Below are 23,450 nucleotides of genomic sequence, written 5' to 3' on the forward strand. Positions count from 1 at the left end.
CTACGGAGCGTACTTGGCCTCTACCGCCAGCCGGTCGAGGGCTCCCTTGGCCGTGTGCGGCAGGGCGGTGACGAGTTCGAGCCGGTCGGGTACCTCGAAGGGGGCCAGCCGGTCGCGGGAGTACCGCAGGATCTGCTCGGCCTCCAGGCTCTCGCCCTCGCGCAGCACCACGGCGGCGCCGATCCGCTGCCCGTGGACCGGGTCGGGCACGGCGAACACGGCCGCCTCGGCGACTCCGGGGCAACCGGCGATGATGTCCTCGACATGCTCGGGCGAGATCTTCTCGCCGCCCCGGTTGATCAGGTTCTTGATCCGCCCGGTGAGCGACAGATACCCGTCCTTGTCCAGGATGCCCAGGTCACCGGTGCGCAGCCAGCCGTCGGCGAAGCCGTACGCCGTCTCGCCCGGGTTGCCGAGGTAGCCGCGGGTGACGCTGGGGCCGTGCACCCACACCTCGCCCTCGGTGCCCACCGGACACGTACGCCCGCCCGCGTCGACGACCCGGAGATCCACTCCGGTGGGCCGGCCGACCGACCCCTGCTTCAGGGGCCCGCGCGGCGGCAGCGGTTCGCTGGTGGCCTGGTGGGTGGACTCGGTCATCCCGTACGCGGACAGCAGCGGCGCGCCGAACGCGCGCTCCAGCGCCCGCTGGGTCGCGGTGTTGAGAGGCGCGCTGCAACTGCGGACGAACTTCAGCGGCGGCGTCCGCGGACCCGGGTACCCGGTTCCCGCCCGGTCCAGGAGGATCTCGTGGATGGTCGGGACCGCGGTGAACCAGGTGGCGCCGGCGGCCCCCATGTCGTCCCAGAACGTGTGCGCCGAGAACCGTCCACGCTCGGGCAGCAGCACGCATCCACCGCTGGCCAGCGACGCGAGCAGGGCCGCGAACAGACCGTGGCCGTGGAAGAACGGCATGACCGCGACCGTCGCGTCGCCCGGCCCCAACTCATAGGTGGCGCAGATGTTCCGTACGGACGCGGCCACGTTGGCGTGTGTCAGCGGGACCATCTTCGCGCGGGCGGTGGTGCCCGCGGTGAACAGGACGAGGGCGTCCTGACCCGAGAGTTCGTCCGCCGCGCCCCGCACCTCACGTACGGCACGCTCGCCGGTGTCGAGGTCGACCGCCGCCGTCCCGGCACGGGAGGCCAGCACGCGCAACGGCCAGGTGGGGAACGGGGCCTGGGCGGCCGGCGGGGCGTCGGTCACGGACGGGCCGAGCAGGATCGCCCGGGCGCCGAGAGCCTCGAGCCGGGCGGAGAGCTGCGATCCGGGCAGCGTCGGGTCCAGTGGAGCGACCACCAGACCGGCCCGCGCCGCACCCAGGAGCGCGACGACGAACTCGGCGTTGTTGGCGCAGATCAGCCCGATCGCGTCGCCGCGCCGCAGCCCGGTCCCGCCGAGCCGGGCCGCCACGTCGTCGGCCAGGCCCGAGAGGGCGCGGTAGGAGAGGTGGACCCGGTCCCCGGTGACGACGAGTGCGCTGGCGTGCGGCCGCTCGCGTACCCGGCGGTCGAGGAGATCGACGAGGCCCGTGACCGAGGGGGGCCGGTACCGGTCCGCGCCGTACACGGACGCCGCCGCTGTCACGGCCATGACTCCACCTCCCGTGCGACGTCCGATGAACCAGTCCACAGCGAGCCTGCGGCGGTGCGCGGTGGGAGTCCAATACGCACTGGCGAACGGCCGATAGCAGGTGTCTATCAAGACGGCTGCGCAGCAGGTCGGGGGCCCGCGGCCGGCCGTCGATAGATGCTGCTTATCAGCTGGTCGTCGATGGGTCTTGGACGCATCGGGCCCAGGTCAGGAAGGTGGGACGAGTAGCCGCACCGGCAGGACCTGCCCAAGGAGGACCTCGGATCATGACCGCCCCCTCAACTCTGGAGACAGCGGCGAGCGCCGACGTTCCGACCGAGCTCACCGACGGGTACCACCTGGTCGTCGACGCGCTCAAGTTGAACGACGTGGACACCATCTACGGGGTGGTCGGCATCCCGATCACCGACCTGGCCCGCCTCGCGCAGGCACAGGGCATCCGGTACATCGGCTTCCGCCACGAGAGCAACGCGGGACACGCTGCCGCGGCGGCCGGTTACCTCACCAAGAAGCCGGGCGTCGCGCTGACGGTGTCGGCGCCGGGATTCCTCAACGGCCTTGTCGCGCTGGCGAACGCCACCACGAACTGTTTCCCGATGGTCCAGATCTCCGGCTCCAGCGAGCGCCACCTCGTCGACCTCAAGCAGGGCGACTACGAGGAGATGGACCAACTGGCCGCCGCGCAGCCGTTCGTGAAGGCCGCCTACCGCGTGAGCCGGGTCGAGGACATCGGCCGCGGTATCGCCCGCGCGCTGCGCACCGCGATCTCCGGGCGTCCCGGCGGCGTCTACCTCGACATCCCGGCCGCGGTGCTCGGTTCCATCATGGACGCGGAGGCCGGCGCCAGGACGCTGAGCCGCCTCGTCGACCCCGCGCCGCGCCAACTGCCCGCACCCGAGGCGGTGGACCGGGCGATCGAGCTGCTGGCGGGGGCGCGGCGGCCGCTGGTCCTGCTCGGCAAGGGCGCCGCGTACGCGCAGGCCGACGACAAGATCCGCGAGTTCATCGAGACCACGGGCATCCCCTACGTACCGATGTCGATGGCCAAGGGCCTGCTGCCCGACGACCACCCGCAGTCGGCGGCCACCGCCCGTTCGCTGGCGCTGAAGAAGGCCGACGTCGTGGTGCTCGTCGGCGCCCGCCTCAACTGGCTGCTCAACCACGGCGAGGGACCGTCGTGGAACCCCGACGCGAAGTTCGTCCAGATCGACATCGAGCCCAAGGAGCTGGACAGCAACCAGCCCATCGCGGCCCCGCTGGTCGGAGACATCGAGTCCGTGCTCGACGCGATCGCCGAGCGGACCAAGCCCGGCCAGATCACCGCGCCCGCCGCCTGGCGGGAGGAGCTGGGAGCACGCTCGGCGCAGAACGTCGCCAAGATGGCGGAGCGGCTCAAGGCCGACCCGCACCCGATGCAGTTCATGGGCGCGCTGAAGGCGATCCGCGACATCGTGGTCGAGCGCCCGGAGACGTACATCGTCAACGAGGGCGCCAACGCGCTGGACATCGCGCGCAACGTGATCGACATGCACGTACCGCGCCACCGTCTGGACAGCGGCACGTGGGGCGTCATGGGCATCGGCATGGGGTACGCGATCGCCGCCGCCGTCGAGAGCGGCGCGCCCGTCGTGGCGGTGGAGGGGGACAGCGCCTTCGGGTTCAGCGGTATGGAGCTGGAGACGATCTGCCGCTACAAGCTGCCCGTGGTCACCGTGATCATGAACAACGGCGGTGTCTACCGCGGTGACGACGTCAACCCGCTCGACGACGCCCCGTCGCCGACGACCCTGATGCTCTCGGCGCGCCACGACCTGATGATCGAGGCGTTCGGCGGCAAGGGCTACCGCGCGACCACGCCCGCCGAGGTCACCGCCGCTCTCACCGAGGCGCTGGCGTCCGGCGGCCCGGCGCTCATCGACTGCGTGATCGACCCCTCGGCCGGCACCGAGAGCGGCCACATCTCGCACCTCAACCCGAAGGGCATCACCGTCGGCAACATCACGCCGAAGAAGAAGTGAGCCGCCCCTTCGCCTCCGAGCGCCTCGACCCCGAACGCTCCACCCCGCCCCCGAACTCCCGCCCCCGCACAGCCGCCTCTCGCAGAAGCGAGAGCTTCAGGAGAAGGAAAACACCATGAGTGAAAAGCCGCTCGCCGGAATCAAGGTGATCGACTTCACCGGGGTCCAGGCCGGTCCCGCGTGTACGCAGATGCTCGCCTGGTTCGGCGCCGACGTCATCAAGGTGGAGCGCATCAACGGCGGCGACGTGACGCGCCGTCAGCTCCGTGACATCCCGGACCTCGACGCCCTCTACTTCACCATGCTGAACAGCAACAAGCGCTCGCTGGCCATCAACACCAAGGCCCCCGAGGGCAAGGAGGTCATGGAGAAGCTGATCCGCGAGGCGGACATCCTGGTCGAGAACTTCGCGCCGGGCGCCATGGACCGGATGGGCCTCGGCTGGGACTACATCCACGAGCTGAACCCGCGGCTGATCTTCGGTTCCGTCAAGGGCTTCAACGACGACTCGAAGTGGAACGACCTCAAGGTCTACGAGAACGTCGCCCAGGCCGCCGGCGGTGCCGCGTCGACCACCGGGTTCTGGGACGGCCCGCCCACCATCAGCGGTTCGGCCCTCGGTGACAGCAACAGCGGGATGCACCTGATGATCGGCCTGCTGACCGCGATCATCCAGCGCAACGAGACGGGCCTCGGCCAGAAGGTGTCGGTGTCCATGCAGGACGCCGTGCTCAACCTGACCCGGGTGAAGCTCCGTGACCAGCAGCGCCTGGAGAAGATCGGCTACCTGGAGGAGTACCCGCAGTACCCGAACGGCGAGTTCGGCGACGCGGTGCCCCGCGGCGGCAACGCCGGCGGCGGCGGCCAGCCGGGCTGGATCCTGAAGTGCAAGGGCTGGGAGACCGACCCCAACGCCTACATCTACTTCACGATCCAGGAGCAGAACTGGGCGCGTACCTGCGAGGTCATCGGCCATCCCGAGTGGGCCGAGGACCCGGAGTACAACACCGCTCTGGCCCGCCAGCCGCACATCATGGACATCTTCGGCGAGATAGAGAAGTGGCTGGCCGACAAGACCAAGTACGAGGCGGTCGACATCCTGCGCACGTTCGAGGTGCCCTGCGCGCCCGTGCTCAGCATGAAGGAGCTCGCCGCCGACCCCGACATGCGCAAGAGCGGCACGATCGTCGAGGTCGAGCAGAAGGAGCGCGGCACCTACCTGACCGTGGGCAGCCCGATCAAGTTCTCCGGCTTCAAACCCGAGATCGAGGGCGCGCCGCTGCTCGGCGAGCACACCGACGAGGTGCTCGCGGACCTCGGCTACGACGCCAACGACATCCGCAGGCTGCACGAGGGCAAGGTCGTCGCCTGACCTGACCTGACCTGACCTGACCTGACCTGACCTCGGCCGTCATGCCGGTGCCCCGCGTGCGACAACCGCACGCGGGGCACCGGCACATGGCGCCGGACGGGTCTCAGGCCGTGGTGTGCTCCGCGGCGGCCTCGTTGCGGCGCATCCGCTCCTTCTCCCGGGCCCGGCGCGCGGTGACGTCCCGGATGACCGCGCCGCAGTGGGACGCGCCGCCCCGGGGATCGGCCAGCAGCACGACGCTGAACTCGATGGAGAGCTTGCTGCCGTCCGCTCCCAGCGCGGGTACGGCGAGGAGGTCCGCCTCCCCGTACCGGCTCGTGCCCTGCTCCATGGCCGTCACGAAGCCGTCCCAGTGACGCTGTCTGTGCTTCTCGGGGATGATGATGTCCAGGCTGCGGCCGGCGACCTCGCCCGCGGTGAACCCGAAGATGCGCTCGGCGCCCCGGTTCCAGTAGCGGATCAGCCCTTCGCGGTCGATGATCACAAAGCCGTCGGGTGCCTGGGCGGCCATCCTCAGCACCACCTCGGGATCCAGATCTTCCATGTCTCCTCCGAGCCGGGACAGTTGAAGTCGTCAGCATACTGCATACAGTTTTACATTGCATACAGTCCTGCGACTTCAGCGAGCTCATCGGGTACGCGGAACTCCCCGGGCCGGGGTGACGCAGGCGGCCGGAACGGGAGTCCGCCCCGGCCGCCGCGGGTGGGTCAGGACAGTCCGGCGGAGGACAGCCACGACTTGGCCACGTCCAGCGGGTCCTTGCTGTCGGTCTGCACCTGGCTGTTGAGGTCGATCAGCGTCTCGGTGTCGAGCTTCGCCGATATCTCGTTGAGCACGGTGACACCCTCGGCCGGAAGATCGCTCTTGTACGCCAGCGGGATCACGTTCTGGAAACTGAACAGGTTCTTCGGGTCCTTGAGGACGACGAACTTGTTCGCGGTGATCGTGGGGTCGGTCGTGAAGAGGTCCGCGGCCTGGATGTTGTTGCCCTTGAGGGCGGCGACGGTGAGCGGACCGCCCGCGTCCAGCGCCTTGAAGGACTTGAACTCCAGGCTGTACTCGGACTTGAGGCCCAGCAGCCCCTGCTGACGGGTCTGGAACTCCGGCGACCCGCCGATGACCAGGTCGGACGCCACGTCGGTGAGGTCGGCGATCGTCGACTCGCTGGTGAGGTTGTACTGCTTGGCCGTCTCCTCGTTGACCGCGACCGCGTCCTTGTCCTCGGCCTTGGACGGCTCCAGGAGGGTGAGCTTCGGGTCGAGTTTCGCGCTGATGGACTTGTTCGTGTCCTCGACCGACGTCGGAACCGCCTTGGCGTCCAGGTAGGACAGCAGGGCGCCGTTGTACTCCGGCATGACCGTGATCGTGCCGTTCTTGACGAGCCCGTAGGTGGTCTCGCGGCTGCCGATGTTCAGCTTGTAACTGACCTTGATGCCCTTGGACTTGAGGGCCTCGCCGTAGATGTCGGCGAGCAGGATGCTCTCGGGGAAGTTGTTGGAACCGACCACGACCGTACCGCCGGCGGCGGCGTCATCCTTCAACGGGTCGTCACCACCGGAGTCGGAGGAACCGCAGCCCGTGAGGGCGGCCGTTGCCGCAACCAGCAGGGAAACAGCGTACGTTGCGGACGTTCTGGTACTTCTGGCGATGGTCACGTTGGTTTCATCCAGACTTGGCATGGGCGGGCGGCGGCCGAAAAGGCACGGCGTGCGATGGTCCAGTCGATCCAATCGAGCCCACTTACGCACCGTCAAGACACGAATAGATCACTGACGGAGACCACAGGATCACCACGGGATCAACTCTGCATCACCTTTGGAGACCGTACGGCTTCATCCCGTGGGCGCATCGTGCACAAAATGTGTGTGAACCCGGCGTAACGGCGTGTCGGACTTTGGTTGATCATGGCCGAACACTTCCGGCAGCCGCTAATGTTGACCAGGTCGAGGGCCCTGTTCCACTTGCCGGCCTGAGCGCGCTGTCGCGAACGTGAATCCACCCAAGCCCGGACAGCGGGCTTCCATGGAATGAAGTCGAGGAGGTTTGGTGCCCGCGCACAGGAAAGCCGTCCTGGAAGAGCCGTCAGAGGCTCCCCGAATAGGCCGGACGCCCTCCCTCCTCGACCGTTGGCCCTTCCGCCGGAAGCTCAACGTTCTGGTGATCGTGCCGCTCGCGGTCGTCTCGGCGATGCTCACCTATGTCGTCTACGCACAGATCGACCGGGCCGTCACCGCCGCCGACACCGCCCAACTGGTGCGGGACAGCGCGCAGGTCACCAAGCTCATCGACGACGTGCAGGCCGAGCACCGCCAGGCGCTCCTCGTCTCCCTGCGCTACGAGGCGTCCGACTCCGACGACAGCCCGCCCAACACCTCTGCCTACCTCGACGCGCAGCAGAAGGCCAACACCCAGGCGGACGTCGTCCGTTCGGCGTTCGGGGACCGGCTGCCCGCGGCCGAGGCCCAGGTGCTCAAGGAGCTCGAGGGTCTGGAGACCCTCCGGCAGACGGTCGAGCAGGGGCCCATCCCGGCAGACAACATCGACCCCGCGTACGGATCGGTGATCGACGGTCTGATCAACGGCCTCGGGATCGGCCAGACCGACATGTCCTCGACGTCCGCGGCCGGTCTGCTCGACTCACTCCTGCGCGCCGACACCGCCCACGCGTCCTTCGAGACCAGCGTCTTCGCGGCCCGGACCGGAGACGCCAACGCGCTCATCGAGTTCACCAGCGCCGTCGGCGACTACGACCAGTACCTCTCCCAGGCCGACCGGTTCACCCGGTTCGCCAGTCCGGAGCAGGCGTCCTCGATCGACGGGATGGAGCACAACCCGTACCAGGGCGTCATCGCCCAGCACTTCGCCCAGCTCCAGGTGGACCCGAGCGCCCTGATCGCCGGAACCCCCGGGGAGCTGCGCACCGCCCTCGCCGACGCGCTGAGCGCCGAACCCACCTACGCCCGCCAGGCCGAGAGCCGGCTGAAGATCACCCAGTCGCTCATCAACCAGCTCGCCGACCAGGCCGAGGCCGCGTCGCGCGACGCCTGGTGGGACGTGACCTGGCTGGTCTCGGGCACCCTGCTCGCGCTGGCGTCCTGGTTCCTGTTCTCCGTGCTGGTCCGCCGCTCCGTGGTGCGGGCCGTGCGGACACTCACCGGGGCGGCCCAGCACGTGGCCATCGCCGCCGGGTCGGAGCTGGCCAGGGTCGCGGACGACGACGCCGAGGACGCGAGCCCGCCGCGCCTGGACGCCGTACCCGTGCCGGTCCGCGACGAGATCGGCGAACTCGCCGAAGCCTTCAACCAGGTTCAGGTCACCGCGACCGCCCTGCTGGAGCGCCAGGTCGTCAGCCGCCGCAACATCGCCGAGATGTTCGGCAACGTCGGCCGCCGTGTCAGCAACCTGACGGCCCGTCAGCTCGCGCTGATCGACTCGGTGGAGCGCGGCGAGACGGACCCGGAGGTGCTGGAACGGCTCTACCGCATCGACCACATCGCCGTACGTCTCCAGCGCAACGCCGACAGCCTGATGCTGCTCGCCGGAATCCGGGAGGGCGGCCTCAACACCGGTCCCATGCGGCTCAGCAACATCGTGCGCGCCGCGCTCGGCCAGATCGAGGGCTACCAGCGCGTCACCCCGCACGCCGAGGGCGACGTCAACGTGGCCCCCGACATCGTTGGCGACCTGACCCTGATGCTCGCCGAACTGCTGGAGAACGCGGTGATGTTCTCCCCGGCGTCCAGCAACGTCGAAGTGGTGCTGCGGCCCCGGCACGGCTCCACCGGCGGCGCGCTCGTCGAGATCATCGACCACGGGCTCGGGATGAGCCCCGAGCGGCTGGCCGAGGAGAACGCGCGCCTGATCCGCCGCGAGCGGCTCGACCTGGCGCCCACCGAGGTCCTCGGCCTCTTCGTGGTCGGCGGTCTGTCCCGGCGCTGGGGCATCGAGGTCGTGCTGTCCCGCACTCCGGGCGGCGGTGTCACCGTCACCGTCGCGGTGCCCTCCTCGCACCTGCTGCTCGCCGACCCGACGGGAGCCGCGGCCAGGGCCCCGCACATCATGCCTGCCGCCCGCCGTTCCGGGCCGCCCGAGCCGCGTCCCGCGACGGTCGCACCGGCGCCCGGCGCCTCGGCACTGCCCCGCAGGGTTCCCGCCCGCTCCCCGCAGGAGGAGTTCCCCGGCCACACCCGCAGACCGGAACCCGCCACGGGGACCGGCGGCGAGGACGCCCTGGCCCATCCCGCCAACGGATTCGGGCGGCCACGCGGCAACCCGGCTCCGCCGGACCCCGCCGAGGGCCCCGGTTCCCTGCGGCGCCGGGTACGCGGTGCGACCCTGTCGGCCACCACCGCCTCGACCCGCCTGCCCAAGCAGCCCATGCCGACGCCACGGCCGCCCGCCTGGCAGCCCGTCGACCCGGAGGCCGCACGCGACGAGCTCGACGAGTTCGAGGCCGCGGTCCTGCGGGCCCAGAGCGAGAGCGCGACCGGGGACATGGACACCGGGGCCGGCCGCCGCCACGGGGCACCGGCCGATCAGACCATTCAGAGCAACAGACCCTCATTCCCGGAAGGCACGAGCAAGTGACCATGTGGACAGGCAAGCCGGAATCCGGAGCCGCGGAACCGGTGACGGACGTGAAGGCCGCCGCTGCCGACTTCAATTGGCTGCTCAATCGATTCGCCACCGAGACCGCCGGGGTCGTCGACGTCATCGGTGTCTCCTCCGACGGTCTGCTGCTCGCGGTCTCCCAACTGCGCGGCCAGGCCGACTCGGAGAGGCTCGCGGCGATCGTCTCGGGCATCACCAGCCTCGCCATGGGCGCGTCCGGCAACTACGGACTCGGTGGCCTGAACAAGGTCATCATCGACCTGGAGGAGGGACACGTCGTCGTGTCGGCGCTGGGCGCGGGCGCGGTGCTCGGAGTGGTCGCCTCCAAGGAGGCGAAGCTCGGCAACATCGCGTACGAGATGACGCTCTTCGCCAACCGCGCGGGCGCCGTCCTGAGCCCTCAGCTGGTGATGGAACTCAAGAACACCGTGGGTATCGCACCGACCGGCTGACGGTCGGCAGTTGACGGTCGACAAAGGCGTCGCCGGTGTCCATGACGACCCGCGAGGTGAAGGGATCAGGACGTGACGACGGCCGGCGAGCCATCAGGCGACGACGAGGCGGCGTGGGGAGTTGAGCCCCCCGCGTCGGTCGTCCGTCCCTTCCTGCTCACCGCGGGACGGATCGCGGGCGGCGACAGCCTCGTGCCGCCGATCCCGATCGAGACCCAGGTGGTCGCGACCGATCTGGGTCTGGCCGCGCTGGACGCCTTCGTCTTCGACCAGCACCGCGACATCATCGCGGTCTGCCGTCAGCCGCAGTCGCTGGCGGAGATCGCGGCGAAACTGCGGATGCACTTGAATGTGATCAGGGTGCTCGCTGACGACCTGCGAGCCGACGGTCAACTGGCCCTGTACGCACCGCAGGCCGACTCCGCCCGCGACGCCACCGTATTGCGAAGGGTTATCGATGGTCTCCGAGCTATCCCCGACTCCCGGGGCGCGATCCGTGAGCGCTGACACCGAGGGGCCCCGGCCGCCGCTGCCGGTGAAGATGGTCATCGCGGGCGGCTTCGGCGTGGGCAAGACCACGACGGTGGGCGCCATTTCCGAAATCGAGCCGCTGACCACCGAGGCGTCCATCACCTCGGTCGCCGCGGGCGTCGACGACCTCTCCCACACGCCGCACAAGGTGACGACCACCGTCGCCATGGACTTCGGCTGCGTCACCCTCGACCCGACCCTGAAGCTCTACCTGTTCGGGACCCCGGGCCAGGAGCGCTTCGGGTTCATGTGGGACGACCTGATCGAGGGCGCGCTGGGTGGCCTGGTCATAGTCGACACCCGCCGCCTCGACGACTGCTACGCGGCCGTCGACTACTTCGAGCACCGCGAGATCCCGTTCGCGGTGGCCATCAACGCCTTCGACGGCAAGGTCGAGCACGACCTGAACGACGTACGGTGGGCCCTCGACGTCGGCGAGCACGTACCGCTCACCGTGTTCGACGCCCGCAGCCGGGGATCGGTCCGCGACGCGCTCCTCGTCGTCCTCGAACACGCCCTGGCCACCGCGGAGAAGTGAACGGAAGAAGGGGCGGCGGGCCATGGCCCGCCGCCCCTTTCGTCTTTCCGTCAGGCCGTACGGCGCCTGCGCACCCCCGGTGACACCGCCACCCGGGCCACCGCCCAGAACAGCACGAGGACGAGCAGCGCCAGGACGGCTATGAGGGCGGCCCCGCCGGCCGTCTTCTCGAAGTCGCGCTGGTACAGGCCGTCCAGGATGTACCGGCCGACCCCGCCGAGGGCCACATAGGCCGCGATCGTCGCCGTCGACACGATCTGGATCGTCGCCGAGCGCAGACCGCTGAGGATCAGCGGCAGCGCCGCCGGCACCTCGACCTGGAGAAGGATCTTCCCCTCCGACATGCCCATGCCGCGGGCGGCGTCGACGGGGGAGGGGTCCAGGGTGCGGATCGCCTCGTACGTGGTGATGAGGATCGGGGGGATCGCCAGCACCACGAGCGGGATCATCACGGGCACGATGCCGAGGCCCAGCCAGACGAACATCAGCACCAGCAGCCCGAACGTCGGCAGCGCCCGAGCCCCCGAGGCCACGAACGCCAGCGCGTTGCCGCCGCGGCCGGTGTGCCCGGTGACGAGCCCGATGGGCAGGCCGACGGCCGCGGCGATCGCGAGTGCCGCGGCGGTGTACTGGAGGTGCTCCCACACACGCTGCGGGATCCCGTCGTACCCGTGCCAGTGGGACCCGTCGCTGAAGAAGGACTGCATGAAGTTGAGTACGTTCACGAGACGCTCTCCGGGGTGCGGGCGGCGCCCGCGATCGTGGACGTACGGCGTGCGGTCCTGCGGCCGGATGGCGGCTGCCAGGGGGTGAGCACGCGCCGCAGCAGGACGAGCACGGCGTCGACCAGCACCGCGAGGACGGCGGTGGTGACCACCGAGTTCACCGCGAGCATGGGCCGGTGGTAGAGCATCGCGGTGGTCAGCAGATTGCCGAGCGCCCCTTCGTTGCCGATCAGCGAACCGACGCTGACCAGGCTGATGCTCGACGCGGTCGCCACTCGCAACCCCGCCATGATCGCGGGCACGGCGATGGGGAGTTGGACCTGGAGGTAACGGCGCCCGGGACCGATGCCCATCGCCGTGGCCGCGGCGTTCGTCTCCTCGGGCACCGAGCGGACGCCGTCGACGACCGCGGGGACCAGGATCACCAGGCTGTAGAGGCACAGCGGGATGATCACGGTCGTCTTGCTCAGCCCCGTGTAGTCGATGAGCACCACGAAGAAGGCGATCGACGGGATGGCGTACAGCACCGTGGTGAGCCAGAGGACCGGCGGATAGATCCAGTTGAAGCGGACGCACAGCAGGCCGATCGGCAGCGCCAGCAGCAGACCGACCAGTACCGGGATCAGCGCTTCCTGCATGTGCGTGGAGATCAGGCCGAGATAGCTGCTCTGGAGGTCGCTCGGGATGTCGAAGAAGCCGTTCATCGCCCGGCCTTCACCTGCGAGGGGACCTCGGGCGAGTCCGTCGCGCGCCGCTGCCGGGCCGCGCGGATCTCCGCGGAGATCCGCTCCTGTCCGGCGAGGCCCAGCACCTTCCCCGCTCCGTCCAGGGCGACCGCCTGGCCGCTCGGCGACAGGACCGCCCGGTCCAGGGCCACCCGAAGCGAGTCCCGGCCCACCTCGAAGCCCTGTCCGTACGGCTCCAGGGTCTGCGTGTCACCGCGCCAGGCCGTGAGGTCGGCCCAGCCCAGCGGCTTGCCGTCCGCGTCGGTGACCAGGACCGGAGCCTCGGTGCCGAGGCGTCCCGCGGCCTCCTGCCAGTCGGTGCCGGCCGGCAGGACCCGGCTGCTGTCGAGCTCCAGGTCGCGTGTGGACAGGAACGACAGACCTCGGATGCCCCGGTCGGCGCCGAGGAACTCCTCGACGAAGGAGTCGGCCGGCGAGGACAACAGCTCGTCCGGCGAGGCGAACTGGGCGAGCTTGCCACCGGTGCGCAGCACCGCGACACGGTCGCCGATCCTGATGGCCTCGTCCATGTCGTGGGTGACGAACACGATCGCCTTGCCCAACTCGCCCTGGATGCGCAGCAGTTCCTCTTGGAGGCCACGGCGGACGACCGGGTCGACCGCGGAGAACGGCTCATCCATCAGCAGGACCGGCGGGTCCGCGGCCAGTGCGCGGGCGACGCCCACGCGCTGCTGCTGGCCTCCGGAGAGCTGATAGGGGTAGCGGCGGGACATGTCCTTGTCGAGGCCGACGCGTTCCATGAGTTCGGCGGCGCGGGCCCGGGCGCGCTGCTTGGACCAGCCGAGCAGCCGCGGCACCGTGGCGATGTTGTCGATGATCGTCCGGTGCTGGAAGAGCCCCGCGTTCTGGATGACGTAACCCATGGACTGGCGCAGGGCGTTGACCGGCGTGCGCTGGACGTCCTCGCCGTTGACCCGGATCGTGCCGCTGCTGGGCTCGATCATCCGGTTGATCATGCGGAGCGTGGTGGTCTTGCCGCACCCCGAAGGCCCGACGAGCACGGTGATGGAGTGGTTCGGTATCTGCAGCGACAGGCGATCGACGGCCACAGTGCCGTCGGCGTATCGCTTGCTGACATCTTCGATGGCTATCAAGCGTCGAAACCCTTCGGGAAGCGCATGCTCGCACGTGGTGCGATCACGTGTACGAGGGTGCGCAGTCTAGCCAGTTGGGTTCGCGCCGGATGCGGCACCCGTCGGGAAGCCCGACGGGTCAGTGCGCGGTGCGGACTCCGTCGAGGGCGACGGCCAGGACGCGGTCGCGCTGGGCGTCGTCGAGGAAGTTCGTCGAGGTGATCCCGGCGACCATCCGCAGCAGGTCGTCGAAGGCCATGTCCGTACGCGCCTGGCCGGCTTTCTGTGCCCGCTCGAACAGCGGGCCGCCCGCCGCGTACATGGAGTCCCGGCAGGCCAGGAAGATCTCGGACTCGTTGTTGAGCGCCTCGCGGATGGCCCGCTTGGTGACCGTGTAGTCCACGAACCGGCGCAGCCACGAGGACAGCGCCTCCCACGGGTCCAGGGCGGCGACGTCCCACGCCATCCGGCACAGGTCGTCCACCTCGGAGGCGTAGACGCTCTCGAAGAGGTGGCGGCGGGTGGGGAAGTTCCGGTAGAGGGTGCCGATACCCACTCCCGCGCGCCGGGCGATGTCCTCCAGCGAGGCCTCGGCGCCGTTCTCCGCGAAGGCCTCGCGGGCGGCGGCCAGCAGGGCGTCGTAGTTGCGCGCGGCGTCCTTGCGGTGCGGGCGCCGGGCCGTGACGATCTCGCTGACGGGGAACGGCTGAGCCGTCACTGCTGCCTCCCGGGCGGTTCGAGGTTGAAGCGGAGGTTGGCCTCCGCTACAGTGGAGGCGTACCTCCACTTTACCAGTCGGGGTGTGTTCCGCGTGGATGCGTGCGGCCGTACGCATCGTCGGCGCCCCGCCCCGTCTCGACCGCATACCGGGCCCCGCTGTCCGCGCCGCCCGTCCGACGCTTCCTTCCCCCTGACACCCGCGCGTCCGTGGGTGTGCTCGACGCTGCCCCGCAGTGCTGACGCTGCCCCGCGGTGATCCCGTATCTCCTCTGCTCCGTTCGGAGAGGCTCCTTCGATGCCCCGGAAGTCCACCCGCCTCACCTTCGCGGTCCTCGCGACCGGTGCCGGCGTGTTCTCCATGCTCCAGTCGCTGATCGCACCGGCCCTGCCGACCGTCCAGCACGCTCTGCACACCTCGCAGTCCACCGCGACCTGGGTGATGACGGCCTACCTGCTGTCCGCCTCGGTCTTCACGCCGATACTCGGCCGCGTCGGCGACCTGATCGGCAAGAAGCGCACCCTCGTCGGCGTCCTGGTGACCGTGACGATCGGCTGCCTGCTCGCCGCGCTCGCGCCGACCATCGGGGTGCTGATCGTCGCCCGGGTCGTCCAGGGAATCGGCGGCGCGCTGTTCCCGCTGTCCTTCGGCATCATCCGCGACGAGTTCGCCCCCGCCAGGGTCGGCCCCAGCATCAGCAACCTGTCCGCCGTGATCGCCGCCGGCGGAGGGGTCGGCATGGTCGCGGCCGGTCCCATCGTGACCGCGCTCGACTACCGCTGGCTGTTCTGGCTCCCCGTCGGCGTCGTCGCCGTCACCACGCTGATCGCCCTGCGCTACGTCCCCGAGTCGCCCGGCCGGGCCGAGGGACGCGTCAACTGGCTCGGCGCCGTCCTGCTGTCCGGCTGGCTGGTGGCCCTGCTGCTGCCGCTCAGCCAGGCGGGCCAGTGGGGCTGGGGGTCGGCCCGGGTGACCGGGCTGTTCGCCGCCGCCGTCCTGCTCTTCGCGCTCTGGCTGCTGACCGAGGCGCGCTCCCGCTTCCCGCTGATCGACCTGCGCATCATGCGGCTGCCCGCCGTGTGGACCACGAACACCGCCGCGCTGCTCTTCGGCGCGGGCATGTACTCGATCTGGTCCTTCCTCCCCGGCTTCGTACAGACTCCCAGCTCAGCGGGGTACGGCTTCGGCGCGAGCGTCACCGGGGCCGGGCTGCTCATGCTGCCGATGCTCATCGCGATGTTCTGCTCGGGCGTACTCAGCGGTCGCCTGGAACCCGTCCTGGGCGCCAAGAAACTGCTCACGGCCGGTGCCGCGCTCGGCGCCGTGGCCTGTGGCTTCCTCGCCGTCTGGCACGACGAGCAGTGGCAGATCGCCTTCGCGGCCGGCATCTTCGGCCTCGGCATCGGACTGGCCTTCGCCTCGATGGCCAACCTGATCGTCGGCAGCGTCCCGCCCGAGCAGACCGGCGCCGCGACCGGCATGAACGCCAACATCCGCACCATCGGCGGCTCCATCGGCGCGGCCGTGACCAGTGTCCTGGTCACCGGCCACCTCCAGCCCTCGGGCCTTCCGTACGCCTCCGGTTACACGCACGGCTTCAGCCTGCTCGCCCTGCTCTGCCTCGGCGCGGCACTGGCGGCACTCCTCGTGCCGGCGCGGCGTGCCGGGCGCCTGCCGGGCACCCCGCGGGCGTCTTCCGAGACGTCCCTCCCGGAGCCGGAGACCAGCGCCGCGCTGCCCAGGTGAGTCCCGCCCGCCCGCTCGTGCCCAGGTCGCGGCGGTTACGCCTTGCGTCCGACCCCGCACCACATGGGCAGCGGGCGGGCGGGCGCCACGTCGTCCGGGCCCGGTCGCCACTCGGGGAGCTGGACGACTCCGGGGTCCAGCAGCTTCGTGCCATCGAAGAAGCGGGTGACATCCGCGTGCGTGCGGGGTGTCGCGGACGCGTGCTCGGCGGCGCGCTCGTTGTAGACGCGCATCGACTCCGCGACCTCGTCGGCTCCGATGTCCGACGCGGGATGGGAGAGAACCAGATGACTGCCGGGGGCGAGCGCGTCCAGGAGACGGCGCGCGATGGCGTAGGGATCGTCGGCGTTCGGGACGTACTGGAGGATGGCCACCAGCATGAGGCCCACCGGCTGCGACAGGTCGAGCGTCTCCTGCGCGGCGGCCAGGATGCCGTCCACCTCGCGCAGGTCCGCGCTCAGGTAGTCCGTCGCACCTCCCGGGGTGCTGACGAGCAGGGCGCGGGCGTGGGCCAGCACGATCGGGTCGTTGTCGACGTACACCACACGGGCGCCGGGGTCGACCCGCTGCGCCACCTCGTGGGTGTTGTCCGCGGCCGGTATGCCGGTGCCGATGTCGAGGAACTGCCGGATACCCACCGCGGACAGCTCGCGCACCGCCCGGCCCAGGAAGGCCCGGTTGGCCCGGACCGCGGGGATGATCTCCGGATTGGCGGAGGCGGCCAGCTCGGCGGCCTCCTGGTCGGCCGGGTAGTTGTCCTTGCCGCCCAGCCACGCGTTGTAGACCCGCGCGGGGTGCGCCTCCGAGGAGTTGACCGGGACCATTCCGCCCGCCGACCGCTCGTTCATGCTGCCCAGCTCCTCATACACGTTCATCCGTCTGCGCCTGCGCACACAGTAGTGGACGCTGGAGCGGCAACTCGCCGGAGGGCGCGGCCGGTTGCCGGGCCGCACGCACCGGCCCGCGCGCCCCGCGCCGCTGACCCCACAGCCAGCCGATGTCACGTCCGAACGACCAGACCAGCAGCACCAGTGCCAGCAGCACCGCGCCGGCGTTCGCCACGTACGGCAGGACCCCGGCGCCCGCGACGAGCAGCGTGACGCCCTGGACGGCGGCGACCGTCTTGCGGGCCATGCTCGGCGGCAGCGCGCCGTTCAGCCACGGCGCCACCCAGGCCGCCGCCACGAAGGCGTAGCGCATCGTGCCGATCAGCAGTACCCACGGACCGAGCGACATGGAGACGTACACGCTCAGCACCAGGACCAGGAACGAGTCGACCTCCATGTCGAAGCGGGCGCCCAGCGGCGAGGCGGTGCCGGTGCGGCGGGCGACCTGGCCGTCGACGCCGTCGAGGATCAGGGCGACCGCGGTCAGGCCCACCAGGAGCGTGACCGGCGGCGAGTCCTGGAACGAGTCCGCGACCAGGGCGGTGACGCCGCCGACGAGGACGGCCCGGCCCAGGGTCACGCGGTTGGCGGGCCCGAAGGAGCGGGGCCGGGTGCGGCGCAGGGCACGGTTCAGCACCGCCCAGGTGGCGAACGCGAACGCGAGGCCCGTCAGCCAGCCCGCGGGGCCCATGCCGATCGCCGAGCCCAGCAGAGCCAGGAGCAGGAGCTGCGCAGCCGCTCCGACGATGGTCTCCTGCTGGGGGAGCCTCAGGTCGTATGTGTTGTTCAGGGCCACCGCGAGTCCTCCGGCCGTATGACAGAGTCGATCAACGCCGCGTACTGTGCGCGGCTGTTCACCGCTCCGTACGTGAAGATCTGCCGGATCGTTCAGGGACCTCTCATGGAACTCACAGCCCGCGCCTTCTGGCTCGCCTCTCCGGGCCACGGCGAAATACGCGAAGTCACCCTTCAGGAACCGGCCGAGGACGAGGTGCTGGTACGCACGCTCTACTCGGGCGTGAGCAGGGGAACCGAGACGCTCGTCTTCCGCGGCGGCGTCCCGGAGAACCAGTACGCCGCGATGCGCGCGCCGTTCCAGGACGGCGACTTCCCCGCGCCCGTGAAGTACGGCTATCTCAACGTGGGCCGGGTGGAGGAGGGACCCGCGGCCCTGCTCGGACGGACCGTCTTCTGCCTCTATCCGCACCAGACGCGCTACGTCGTCCCCGCGAGCGCCGTGACCCTCGTACCGGAGTCCGTGCCGGCCGCGCGCGCCGTGCTCGCCGGGACCGTGGAGACCGCGGTGAACGCCCTGTGGGACGCGGCGCCGTTGATCGGAGACCGGATCGCCGTGGTGGGCGGCGGCATGGTCGGCTGCTCGGTCGCCGCGCTGCTGGCCAGGTTCCCGGGCGTACGCGTCCAACTCGTCGACGCCGATCCGGCACGCGGAGAGATCGCGCGGGCGCTCGGCGTCGACTTCGCGCTTCCCGGGGACGCGGCGGGCGACCTCGACCTCGTCGTGCACGCCAGCGCCACCGAGGCCGGGCTCGCGCGGGCGCTGGAACTCCTCGCCCCGGAGGGAACCGTGATCGAGCTCAGCTGGTACGGCGACCGGCGGATCGGCCTGCCGCTGGGGGAGGCCTTCCACTCCCGGCGACTGACGGTCCGCAGTAGCCAGGTGGGCTCCCTCTCCCCGGCCCGGCGGGCGGGCCGCACCTACGCCGACCGGTTCGCGCTCGCCCTCGAACTGCTCGCCGAACCCGCCTTCGACGTGCTTGTCACGGGCGAGTCCCGATTCGAGGAACTGCCCGACGTGATGGGCGGATTGGCGTCCGGTTCGATACCCGCGTTGTGTCACCGGGTGGTCTACGACAGGGTTTGAGTCGGCGACAACCTGCCTGACCTCCGAAGAAAGGGGAACTGGCAGCTGAACAAGGAGAACGGACCAGCCGTACTACACGGCACGGTCCCGGCAGGGGATCAGACGCACCGCACCTGGAGGGTCGTCCGTTGTTCAGCATCACCGTCCGCGATCACCTGATGATCGCCCACAGCTTCCGTGGCGAGGTCTTCGGCCCCGCGCAGCGCCTGCACGGTGCGACGTTCCTGGTGGACGCCACCTTCAGACGCCCCGAGCTGGACGACGACAACATCGTCGTCGACATCGGACTGGCCACGCAGGAACTCGGCGCGGTCGTCAGCGACCTGAACTACCGCAACCTCGACAGCGAACCGGTCTTCAAGGACACCAACACCTCGACGGAGTTCCTGGCCAAGGTCATCGCCGACCGCCTCGCCGACCGTATCCACGCGGGGGCGCTGGGCGAGGGCGCCCAGGGGCTCACGGGAATCACCGTCACCCTGCACGAGTCGCACATCGCCTGGGCGAGTTACGAGCGTGCGCTGTGACCGACACGACCATCGACCAGGCATCGGTGAACGGCGACCGGGCTTCCCTGAACTACGTGCCGGTGCAGAACGCGGTTCTCCAGAAGGCCGAGATCATCCCCATGTCCCTGCGCTCCGTGCACTTCGTCATGCCGGGCGGCGTCGACGACCCCGCCGCGCCGAGCGGCGGCAACGCCTACGACCGGCGGCTCTGCCTGGACCTGCCCGGCTTCGGCTGGCAGGTCCACCGGCACGCCGTCGCGGGCGAGTGGCCGCGCCCCGGCACCGGCGCCCGCGCGGAACTCGCCCGAACGCTGCGGGACTTGCCGGACGGCACGACGGTCCTGCTCGACGGGCTCGTCGCCTGCGGTGTCCCCGAGATCATCGTCCCCGAGGCCGAGCGGCTGGCCCTCACCGTCCTGGTGCACCTGCCGCTCGGCGACGAGACGGGGCTCGCGCCCGCCGTGGCGGCCGAGCTGGACGCCAAGGAACGTGCGACCCTGCGGGCGGTGTCCGCCGTCGTGGCCACCAGCGACTGGGCGGTTCGCCGGCTCGTGGCCCACCACGGGCTCGCCCCCGACCGCGTCCATGTCGCCGAGCCCGGCGCCGATATCGCCCCGCTCGCCTCCGGCACCGACGGGGTCTCGCGGCTGCTGTGCGTCGCCGCGGTCACCCCGCGCAAGGGGCAGCACCGCCTGGTCGAGGCCCTCGCGACCGTCACCGACCTGCCCTGGAGCTGCGTCCTGGTCGGCGGACTCGTCCAGGATCCGGCGTACGTCGCCCAGATCCGCGCCCAGATAGAGAAGTACGGCCTCGGCAACCGGCTGCACCTGGTGGGACCGCAAATGGGCGCGCAGCTCGACGCGAGCTATGCCGCCGCCGACCTCATGGTCCTCACCTCGTACGCCGAGACGTACGGCATGGCGGTCACCGAGGCGCTCGCGCGCGGGATCCCGGTGCTGGCGACCGACGTCGGCGGTCTTCCCGAGGCGATCGGCCGCGCGCCCGACGGCGGCGTGCCCGGGATCCTCGTACCACCGGAGGATCCGGCCGCACTCGCCGTGGAACTGCGCGGCTGGTTCGGCGAGGCCGACGTGCGGCGTCGTCTCAAGGCGGCGGCTCGTGGCCGGCGCACCGCGCTGAACGGCTGGGCCACCACGGCCCGCACCCTGGCCGGGGTCCTGGGACGGCTGCCGCGCGAACCCCGGAGGGCGGCATGAGCAGTACGGCCATCACTCCGTCGGAGGTGCCGGACGTGCCAGAGTTGCATGACGTGCCAGAGGTGCCGGACATGCCCGGTAACGAGGTGCGGGTGGGCGCGCCGGGCGAGCGGGTCGACGCCGTCGGCGCCGACGACGTGCCCCGGTACGCGCCCCAGTGGCTTCAGCTGCGTGAGGGCGCCGACGCCGCCGCGCGGGCGGCGGATCTGCTCGACCCGCTGCGCATCCGGCTCGCGAACCGGCCGGGGCGCGGCGACGATCTGGTGATCCACGATCTCGGCTGCGGCACGGGTTCCATGGGCCGCTGGCTCGCGCCCCGGCTCGACGGCGGCCAGCACTGGATCCTGCACGACCGGGACCCCTACCTCCTGCACTTCGCGACCGTGGGCGCACCGCGCTCGGCGGCCGACGGCAGCCGGGTCACCGTCGCCACCCAGCGCGGTGACATCGGCCGGCTGACCCCGGACGCCCTGTCGGGCGCCTCGCTGGTCACCGCCTCCGCGCTGCTCGACGTCCTCACCGGCGACGAGATAGACCGGCTCGCGGCGGCCTGCGCGGGCGCCGGAGTCCCGGCCCTGCTGACGCTCTCCGTCGTCGGCCGCGTCGAACTCACACCGGCCGACCCGCTCGACGCGGAGTTCGCCGAGGCGTTCAACGCCCACCAGCGCCGCGGCGGCCTGCTCGGCCCGGAGGCCATCACGGCCGCCTGCGAGGCCTTCGCCCACTACGGCGCCACGGTCCGCACCCACCCGAGCCCGTGGCGGCTCGGCCCCGACACCGCCGAGCTCACCCAGGAGTGGCTGCGCGGCTGGGTCGGCGCGGCCTGCGAGGAGCGCCCCGCACTCGCCGCCCACGCGGAGACGTATCTGCGGTCCCGCCTGGCGGACGCCGCGGCGGGTGAACTGCGCGTCGTCGTCCACCACAGCGATGTGCTGGCGCTGCCCCGGCCGACGGGCGGGACGCTGTGAGCGCCACGGTGGCGGCGGCCACGTCTCCGAGCCGGGGCCGCGTCAACGCCCGCCGGATCCGCACCCACCTCGGCACCGTCGCCGGTACCGCGATCCTCGGTGTGCTGCTCTGGCGGCTCGGTACCGGAGTCTTCCTGGACGGACTGCGGCGGATCGACGCGGTGACCCTGCTCGCGGCAGTCGGAATCGGGCTGCTCACCACGGTGTTGAGCGCCTGGCGCTGGTGCCTGGTGGCGCGCGGGCTGCGGATCAAGCTGCCGCTGGTCCCGGCCGTCGCCGACTACTACCGGGCGCTGTTCCTCAACGCCGCGCTGCCCGGCGGCGTCCTCGGCGATGTGCACCGCGCCGTGCGGCACGGCCAGAGCGCCGGGGACATCGGTCGCGGCGTACGCGCGGTGGTCCTCGAACGAACCGCGGGACAGGCCGTGTTGCTGGCCTTCGGCGTGGTCGTCCTGCTCACGCAGCCGTCACCGGTGCTCGCCGAGACGCGCCACTTCGCGCTGCTCCTCGCGATCGTCTCGGTGTGCGGAGTCGTCACCGTCGGCGCGGTGCGCCGGGTCCGGACGCCCGGCCGCACCCGGCGGTTCGGCGCGCTGCGCGCCGCGCTCGTCGAGGCGCGCGGCGCCCTGCTGGCCCGCGAGAACTGGCCCGGCCTGGCGCTCTCGTCGGCCGTCGTGCTCGCCGGTCACCTGACGATGTTCCTGCTCGCCGCCCGGGTCGCCGGATCCACCGCGTCCGCCGCCCAGTTGCTGCCATTGGCGCTGCTGGCCCTGCTCGCCATGGGCCTGCCCCTGAACGTGGGCGGCTGGGGTCCGCGCGAGGGCGTCACCGCCTGGGCGTTCGGCGCCGCGGGACTCGGCGCGAGCATGGGCCTGACCGTCGCCGTGGTCTACGGAGTGCTGAGTTTCGCCGCGAGCCTGCCCGGCGTGGTCGTCCTGGTCGTCCGCTGGTCGGCGGCGCTCCGGCGCCCCCGGGAGGAGAGCGCAGGAGGGCACGATCAATGCCGACGACCGACGTCCGCCGAAGTGCCGGTCTACGTAGTGCCGGTCTCCGAAGTCCCCTCCGCCAAGGGCGACTTCGCCGAGGTCACCAGGGAGAAATACGCCCCGAACGCCTCGGTCAGCGCCGCCAGCAGTTCCTTCCCCTTCCCGGCACTGGCCATCGAGGGACGGCCGATGACACCGGACTCGGTATAGGCGGACATACCGAGCGTCAGCAGGTGCCGACGGTCGTCCGCGAGGAAATCGGAGGTCTCATAACCTTCCCTGACCAATTCCGGATGGGCGTGCAGCAGAATGGAGGTCTCTATTTCCCCCGCGTGCATATCGCTGAGCAGCGAGGTCTGTACTCCGGCCCGCTCCCTCGCCCCTTCCCAGTCCTCCATGGCCGGGAAAAGCGCCATGCGCGTACCGCTGCCCGCGGATTCCTGAACCACATTGCCCAGTACGTAGTTTCCGCCGTGCCCGTTGACCAGCACCAGGGTGTCGACGCCCGACCGGCGGAGCGAGTCGGCGATGTCCCCGACCACCGCGTGGAGCGTGACGGAAGAGATGCTGACGGTCCCCGGCCACGCGGCGTGCTCGTGCGAGCAGGAGATCGTCACCGGAGGAAGGAGGTGGACCGGATAGGCGGCCGCGACCTCCCGCGCGATGGCACACGCGACGAGTGTGTCCGTCGCGAGCGGAAGAAACGCACCGTGCTGTTCGAAACTCCCGACGGGAAGCACGGCGACCTGCCGTGACACACCCGCGCCGCGCGCTCGTACGTCTTCCGTGGTGTCAACCGGCAACAGACCGGATACCGTCGAGCGCGTTCCCGAACCACTCATGTTTTCACGGCCTTTCGACTCTGCTTAGGAATCAG

21 protein-coding genes and 1 pseudogene are annotated in these 23,450 nt (G+C 70.7%); 12 read left to right on the plus strand and 10 right to left on the minus strand.

What is annotated here, in order from left to right; all coding sequences use genetic code 11:
* On the minus strand, positions 1 to 1,593 hold the full coding sequence (locus tag ACIBLC_RS03300) for a FadD7 family fatty acid--CoA ligase (protein WP_399208905.1): 1,593 nt from the start codon (positions 1,591 to 1,593) through the stop codon (positions 1 to 3).
* 266 nt (positions 1,594 to 1,859) lie between these two features.
* Here ACIBLC_RS03300 and oxc point away from each other — a divergent pair, with 266 nt between their 5' ends.
* Positions 1,860 to 3,611 (plus strand): oxalyl-CoA decarboxylase, encoded by a 1,752-nt coding sequence (oxc, locus tag ACIBLC_RS03305; protein WP_399208906.1) that lies wholly within the window; start codon positions 1,860 to 1,862, stop codon positions 3,609 to 3,611.
* Between the two features lie 115 nt (positions 3,612 to 3,726).
* Positions 3,727 to 4,983, plus strand: coding sequence for a formyl-CoA transferase (gene frc / locus ACIBLC_RS03310; RefSeq protein WP_399208907.1), 1,257 nt, complete (start codon positions 3,727 to 3,729; stop codon positions 4,981 to 4,983).
* 103 nt (positions 4,984 to 5,086) lie between these two features.
* Here the strand turns inward: frc and ACIBLC_RS03315 are convergent, their stop codons facing one another.
* Both ACIBLC_RS03315 and ACIBLC_RS03320 read right to left on the minus strand, forming a co-directional pair.
* Positions 5,087 to 5,527, minus strand: a complete 441-nt coding sequence (locus tag ACIBLC_RS03315) for a PAS domain-containing protein (RefSeq protein ID WP_399208908.1) — start codon at positions 5,525 to 5,527, stop codon at positions 5,087 to 5,089.
* A gap of 164 nt (positions 5,528 to 5,691) precedes the next feature.
* The gene (locus ACIBLC_RS03320) at positions 5,692 to 6,663 is read right to left on the minus strand and encodes an ABC transporter substrate-binding protein (RefSeq protein WP_399208909.1); all 972 of its coding nucleotides are present in this window, start codon (positions 6,661 to 6,663) and stop codon (positions 5,692 to 5,694) included.
* Positions 6,664 to 7,030: 367 nt separating this feature from the next.
* Between ACIBLC_RS03320 and ACIBLC_RS03325 the strand changes: the two genes are divergently transcribed.
* From ACIBLC_RS03325 to ACIBLC_RS03340, 4 genes are all read left to right on the plus strand, one after another.
* Entirely contained in the window at positions 7,031 to 9,571 is a 2,541-nt protein-coding gene (locus ACIBLC_RS03325; protein WP_399208910.1) for an ATP-binding protein, read from the plus strand.
* A 2-nt stretch (positions 9,572 to 9,573) separates the two neighbouring features.
* A complete protein-coding gene (locus ACIBLC_RS03330; protein WP_399209273.1) occupies positions 9,574 to 10,047 on the plus strand; it encodes a roadblock/LC7 domain-containing protein in 474 nt (157 codons plus the stop codon).
* A 72-nt stretch (positions 10,048 to 10,119) separates the two neighbouring features.
* Positions 10,120 to 10,554, plus strand: coding sequence for a DUF742 domain-containing protein (locus ACIBLC_RS03335; RefSeq protein WP_399208911.1), 435 nt, complete (start codon positions 10,120 to 10,122; stop codon positions 10,552 to 10,554).
* Complete coding sequence (locus ACIBLC_RS03340; RefSeq protein ID WP_399208912.1) at positions 10,505 to 11,116, plus strand: GTP-binding protein; 612 nt, start codon at positions 10,505 to 10,507, stop codon at positions 11,114 to 11,116. Before ACIBLC_RS03335 ends, ACIBLC_RS03340 begins: the two co-directional genes overlap by 50 nt.
* Before the next feature lie 50 nt (positions 11,117 to 11,166).
* Here the strand turns inward: ACIBLC_RS03340 and ACIBLC_RS03345 are convergent, their stop codons facing one another.
* From ACIBLC_RS03345 to ACIBLC_RS03360, 4 genes are all read right to left on the minus strand, one after another.
* Positions 11,167 to 11,841 (minus strand): ABC transporter permease, encoded by a 675-nt coding sequence (locus tag ACIBLC_RS03345; RefSeq protein WP_399208913.1) that lies wholly within the window; start codon positions 11,839 to 11,841, stop codon positions 11,167 to 11,169.
* Positions 11,838 to 12,545, minus strand: a complete 708-nt coding sequence (locus ACIBLC_RS03350; protein WP_399208914.1) for an ABC transporter permease — start codon at positions 12,543 to 12,545, stop codon at positions 11,838 to 11,840. Before ACIBLC_RS03350 ends, ACIBLC_RS03345 begins: the two co-directional genes overlap by 4 nt.
* Positions 12,542 to 13,681: an ABC transporter ATP-binding protein gene (locus ACIBLC_RS03355; RefSeq protein ID WP_399208915.1), complete on the minus strand. Its 1,140-nt coding sequence runs from the start codon at positions 13,679 to 13,681 to the stop codon at positions 12,542 to 12,544. The genes ACIBLC_RS03350 and ACIBLC_RS03355 overlap by 4 nt, the downstream gene beginning before the upstream one ends.
* A 118-nt stretch (positions 13,682 to 13,799) precedes the next feature.
* A complete protein-coding gene (locus ACIBLC_RS03360) occupies positions 13,800 to 14,378 on the minus strand; it encodes a TetR/AcrR family transcriptional regulator (protein WP_399208916.1) in 579 nt (192 codons plus the stop codon).
* A gap of 297 nt (positions 14,379 to 14,675) precedes the next feature.
* Between ACIBLC_RS03360 and ACIBLC_RS03365 the strand changes: the two genes are divergently transcribed.
* Positions 14,676 to 16,124, plus strand: coding sequence for an MFS transporter (locus ACIBLC_RS03365; protein ID WP_399208917.1), 1,449 nt, complete (start codon positions 14,676 to 14,678; stop codon positions 16,122 to 16,124).
* Between the two features lie 35 nt (positions 16,125 to 16,159).
* Here the strand turns inward: ACIBLC_RS03365 and ACIBLC_RS03370 are convergent, their stop codons facing one another.
* Together ACIBLC_RS03370 and ACIBLC_RS03375 are read right to left on the minus strand one after the other, a co-directional pair.
* Complete coding sequence (locus ACIBLC_RS03370; RefSeq protein WP_399208918.1) at positions 16,160 to 16,972, minus strand: SAM-dependent methyltransferase; 813 nt, start codon at positions 16,970 to 16,972, stop codon at positions 16,160 to 16,162.
* Between the two features lie 13 nt (positions 16,973 to 16,985).
* Positions 16,986 to 17,807: a CDP-alcohol phosphatidyltransferase family protein gene (locus ACIBLC_RS03375; protein ID WP_399208919.1), complete on the minus strand. Its 822-nt coding sequence runs from the start codon at positions 17,805 to 17,807 to the stop codon at positions 16,986 to 16,988.
* 105 nt (positions 17,808 to 17,912) lie between these two features.
* Between ACIBLC_RS03375 and ACIBLC_RS03380 the strand changes: the two genes are divergently transcribed.
* The 5 genes and pseudogenes from ACIBLC_RS03380 to ACIBLC_RS03400 form a co-directional block, all read left to right on the plus strand.
* Positions 17,913 to 18,893, plus strand: coding sequence for a zinc-binding alcohol dehydrogenase (locus tag ACIBLC_RS03380; protein ID WP_399208920.1), 981 nt, complete (start codon positions 17,913 to 17,915; stop codon positions 18,891 to 18,893).
* A gap of 128 nt (positions 18,894 to 19,021) precedes the next feature.
* A complete protein-coding gene (locus ACIBLC_RS03385; protein WP_399208921.1) occupies positions 19,022 to 19,420 on the plus strand; it encodes a 6-pyruvoyl trahydropterin synthase family protein in 399 nt (132 codons plus the stop codon).
* On the plus strand, positions 19,417 to 20,619 hold the full coding sequence (locus ACIBLC_RS03390) for a glycosyltransferase family 4 protein (protein WP_399208922.1): 1,203 nt from the start codon (positions 19,417 to 19,419) through the stop codon (positions 20,617 to 20,619). Before ACIBLC_RS03385 ends, ACIBLC_RS03390 begins: the two co-directional genes overlap by 4 nt.
* Before the next feature lie 71 nt (positions 20,620 to 20,690).
* A complete protein-coding gene (locus ACIBLC_RS03395; protein WP_399208923.1) occupies positions 20,691 to 21,587 on the plus strand; it encodes a class I SAM-dependent methyltransferase in 897 nt (298 codons plus the stop codon).
* Positions 21,588 to 21,688: 101 nt separating this feature from the next.
* A pseudogene (locus tag ACIBLC_RS03400) lies at positions 21,689 to 22,447 on the plus strand (lysylphosphatidylglycerol synthase transmembrane domain-containing protein); the annotation flags it as partial.
* Positions 22,448 to 22,620: 173 nt separating this feature from the next.
* Here the strand turns inward: ACIBLC_RS03400 and ACIBLC_RS03405 are convergent.
* A complete protein-coding gene (locus tag ACIBLC_RS03405) occupies positions 22,621 to 23,415 on the minus strand; it encodes a creatininase family protein (RefSeq protein WP_399208924.1) in 795 nt (264 codons plus the stop codon).
* Between the last annotated feature and the right edge of the window lie 35 nt (positions 23,416 to 23,450).

The organism is Streptomyces sp. NPDC050535, from assembly GCF_044457665.1.
Lineage (GTDB): Bacteria > Actinomycetota > Actinomycetes > Streptomycetales > Streptomycetaceae > Streptomyces.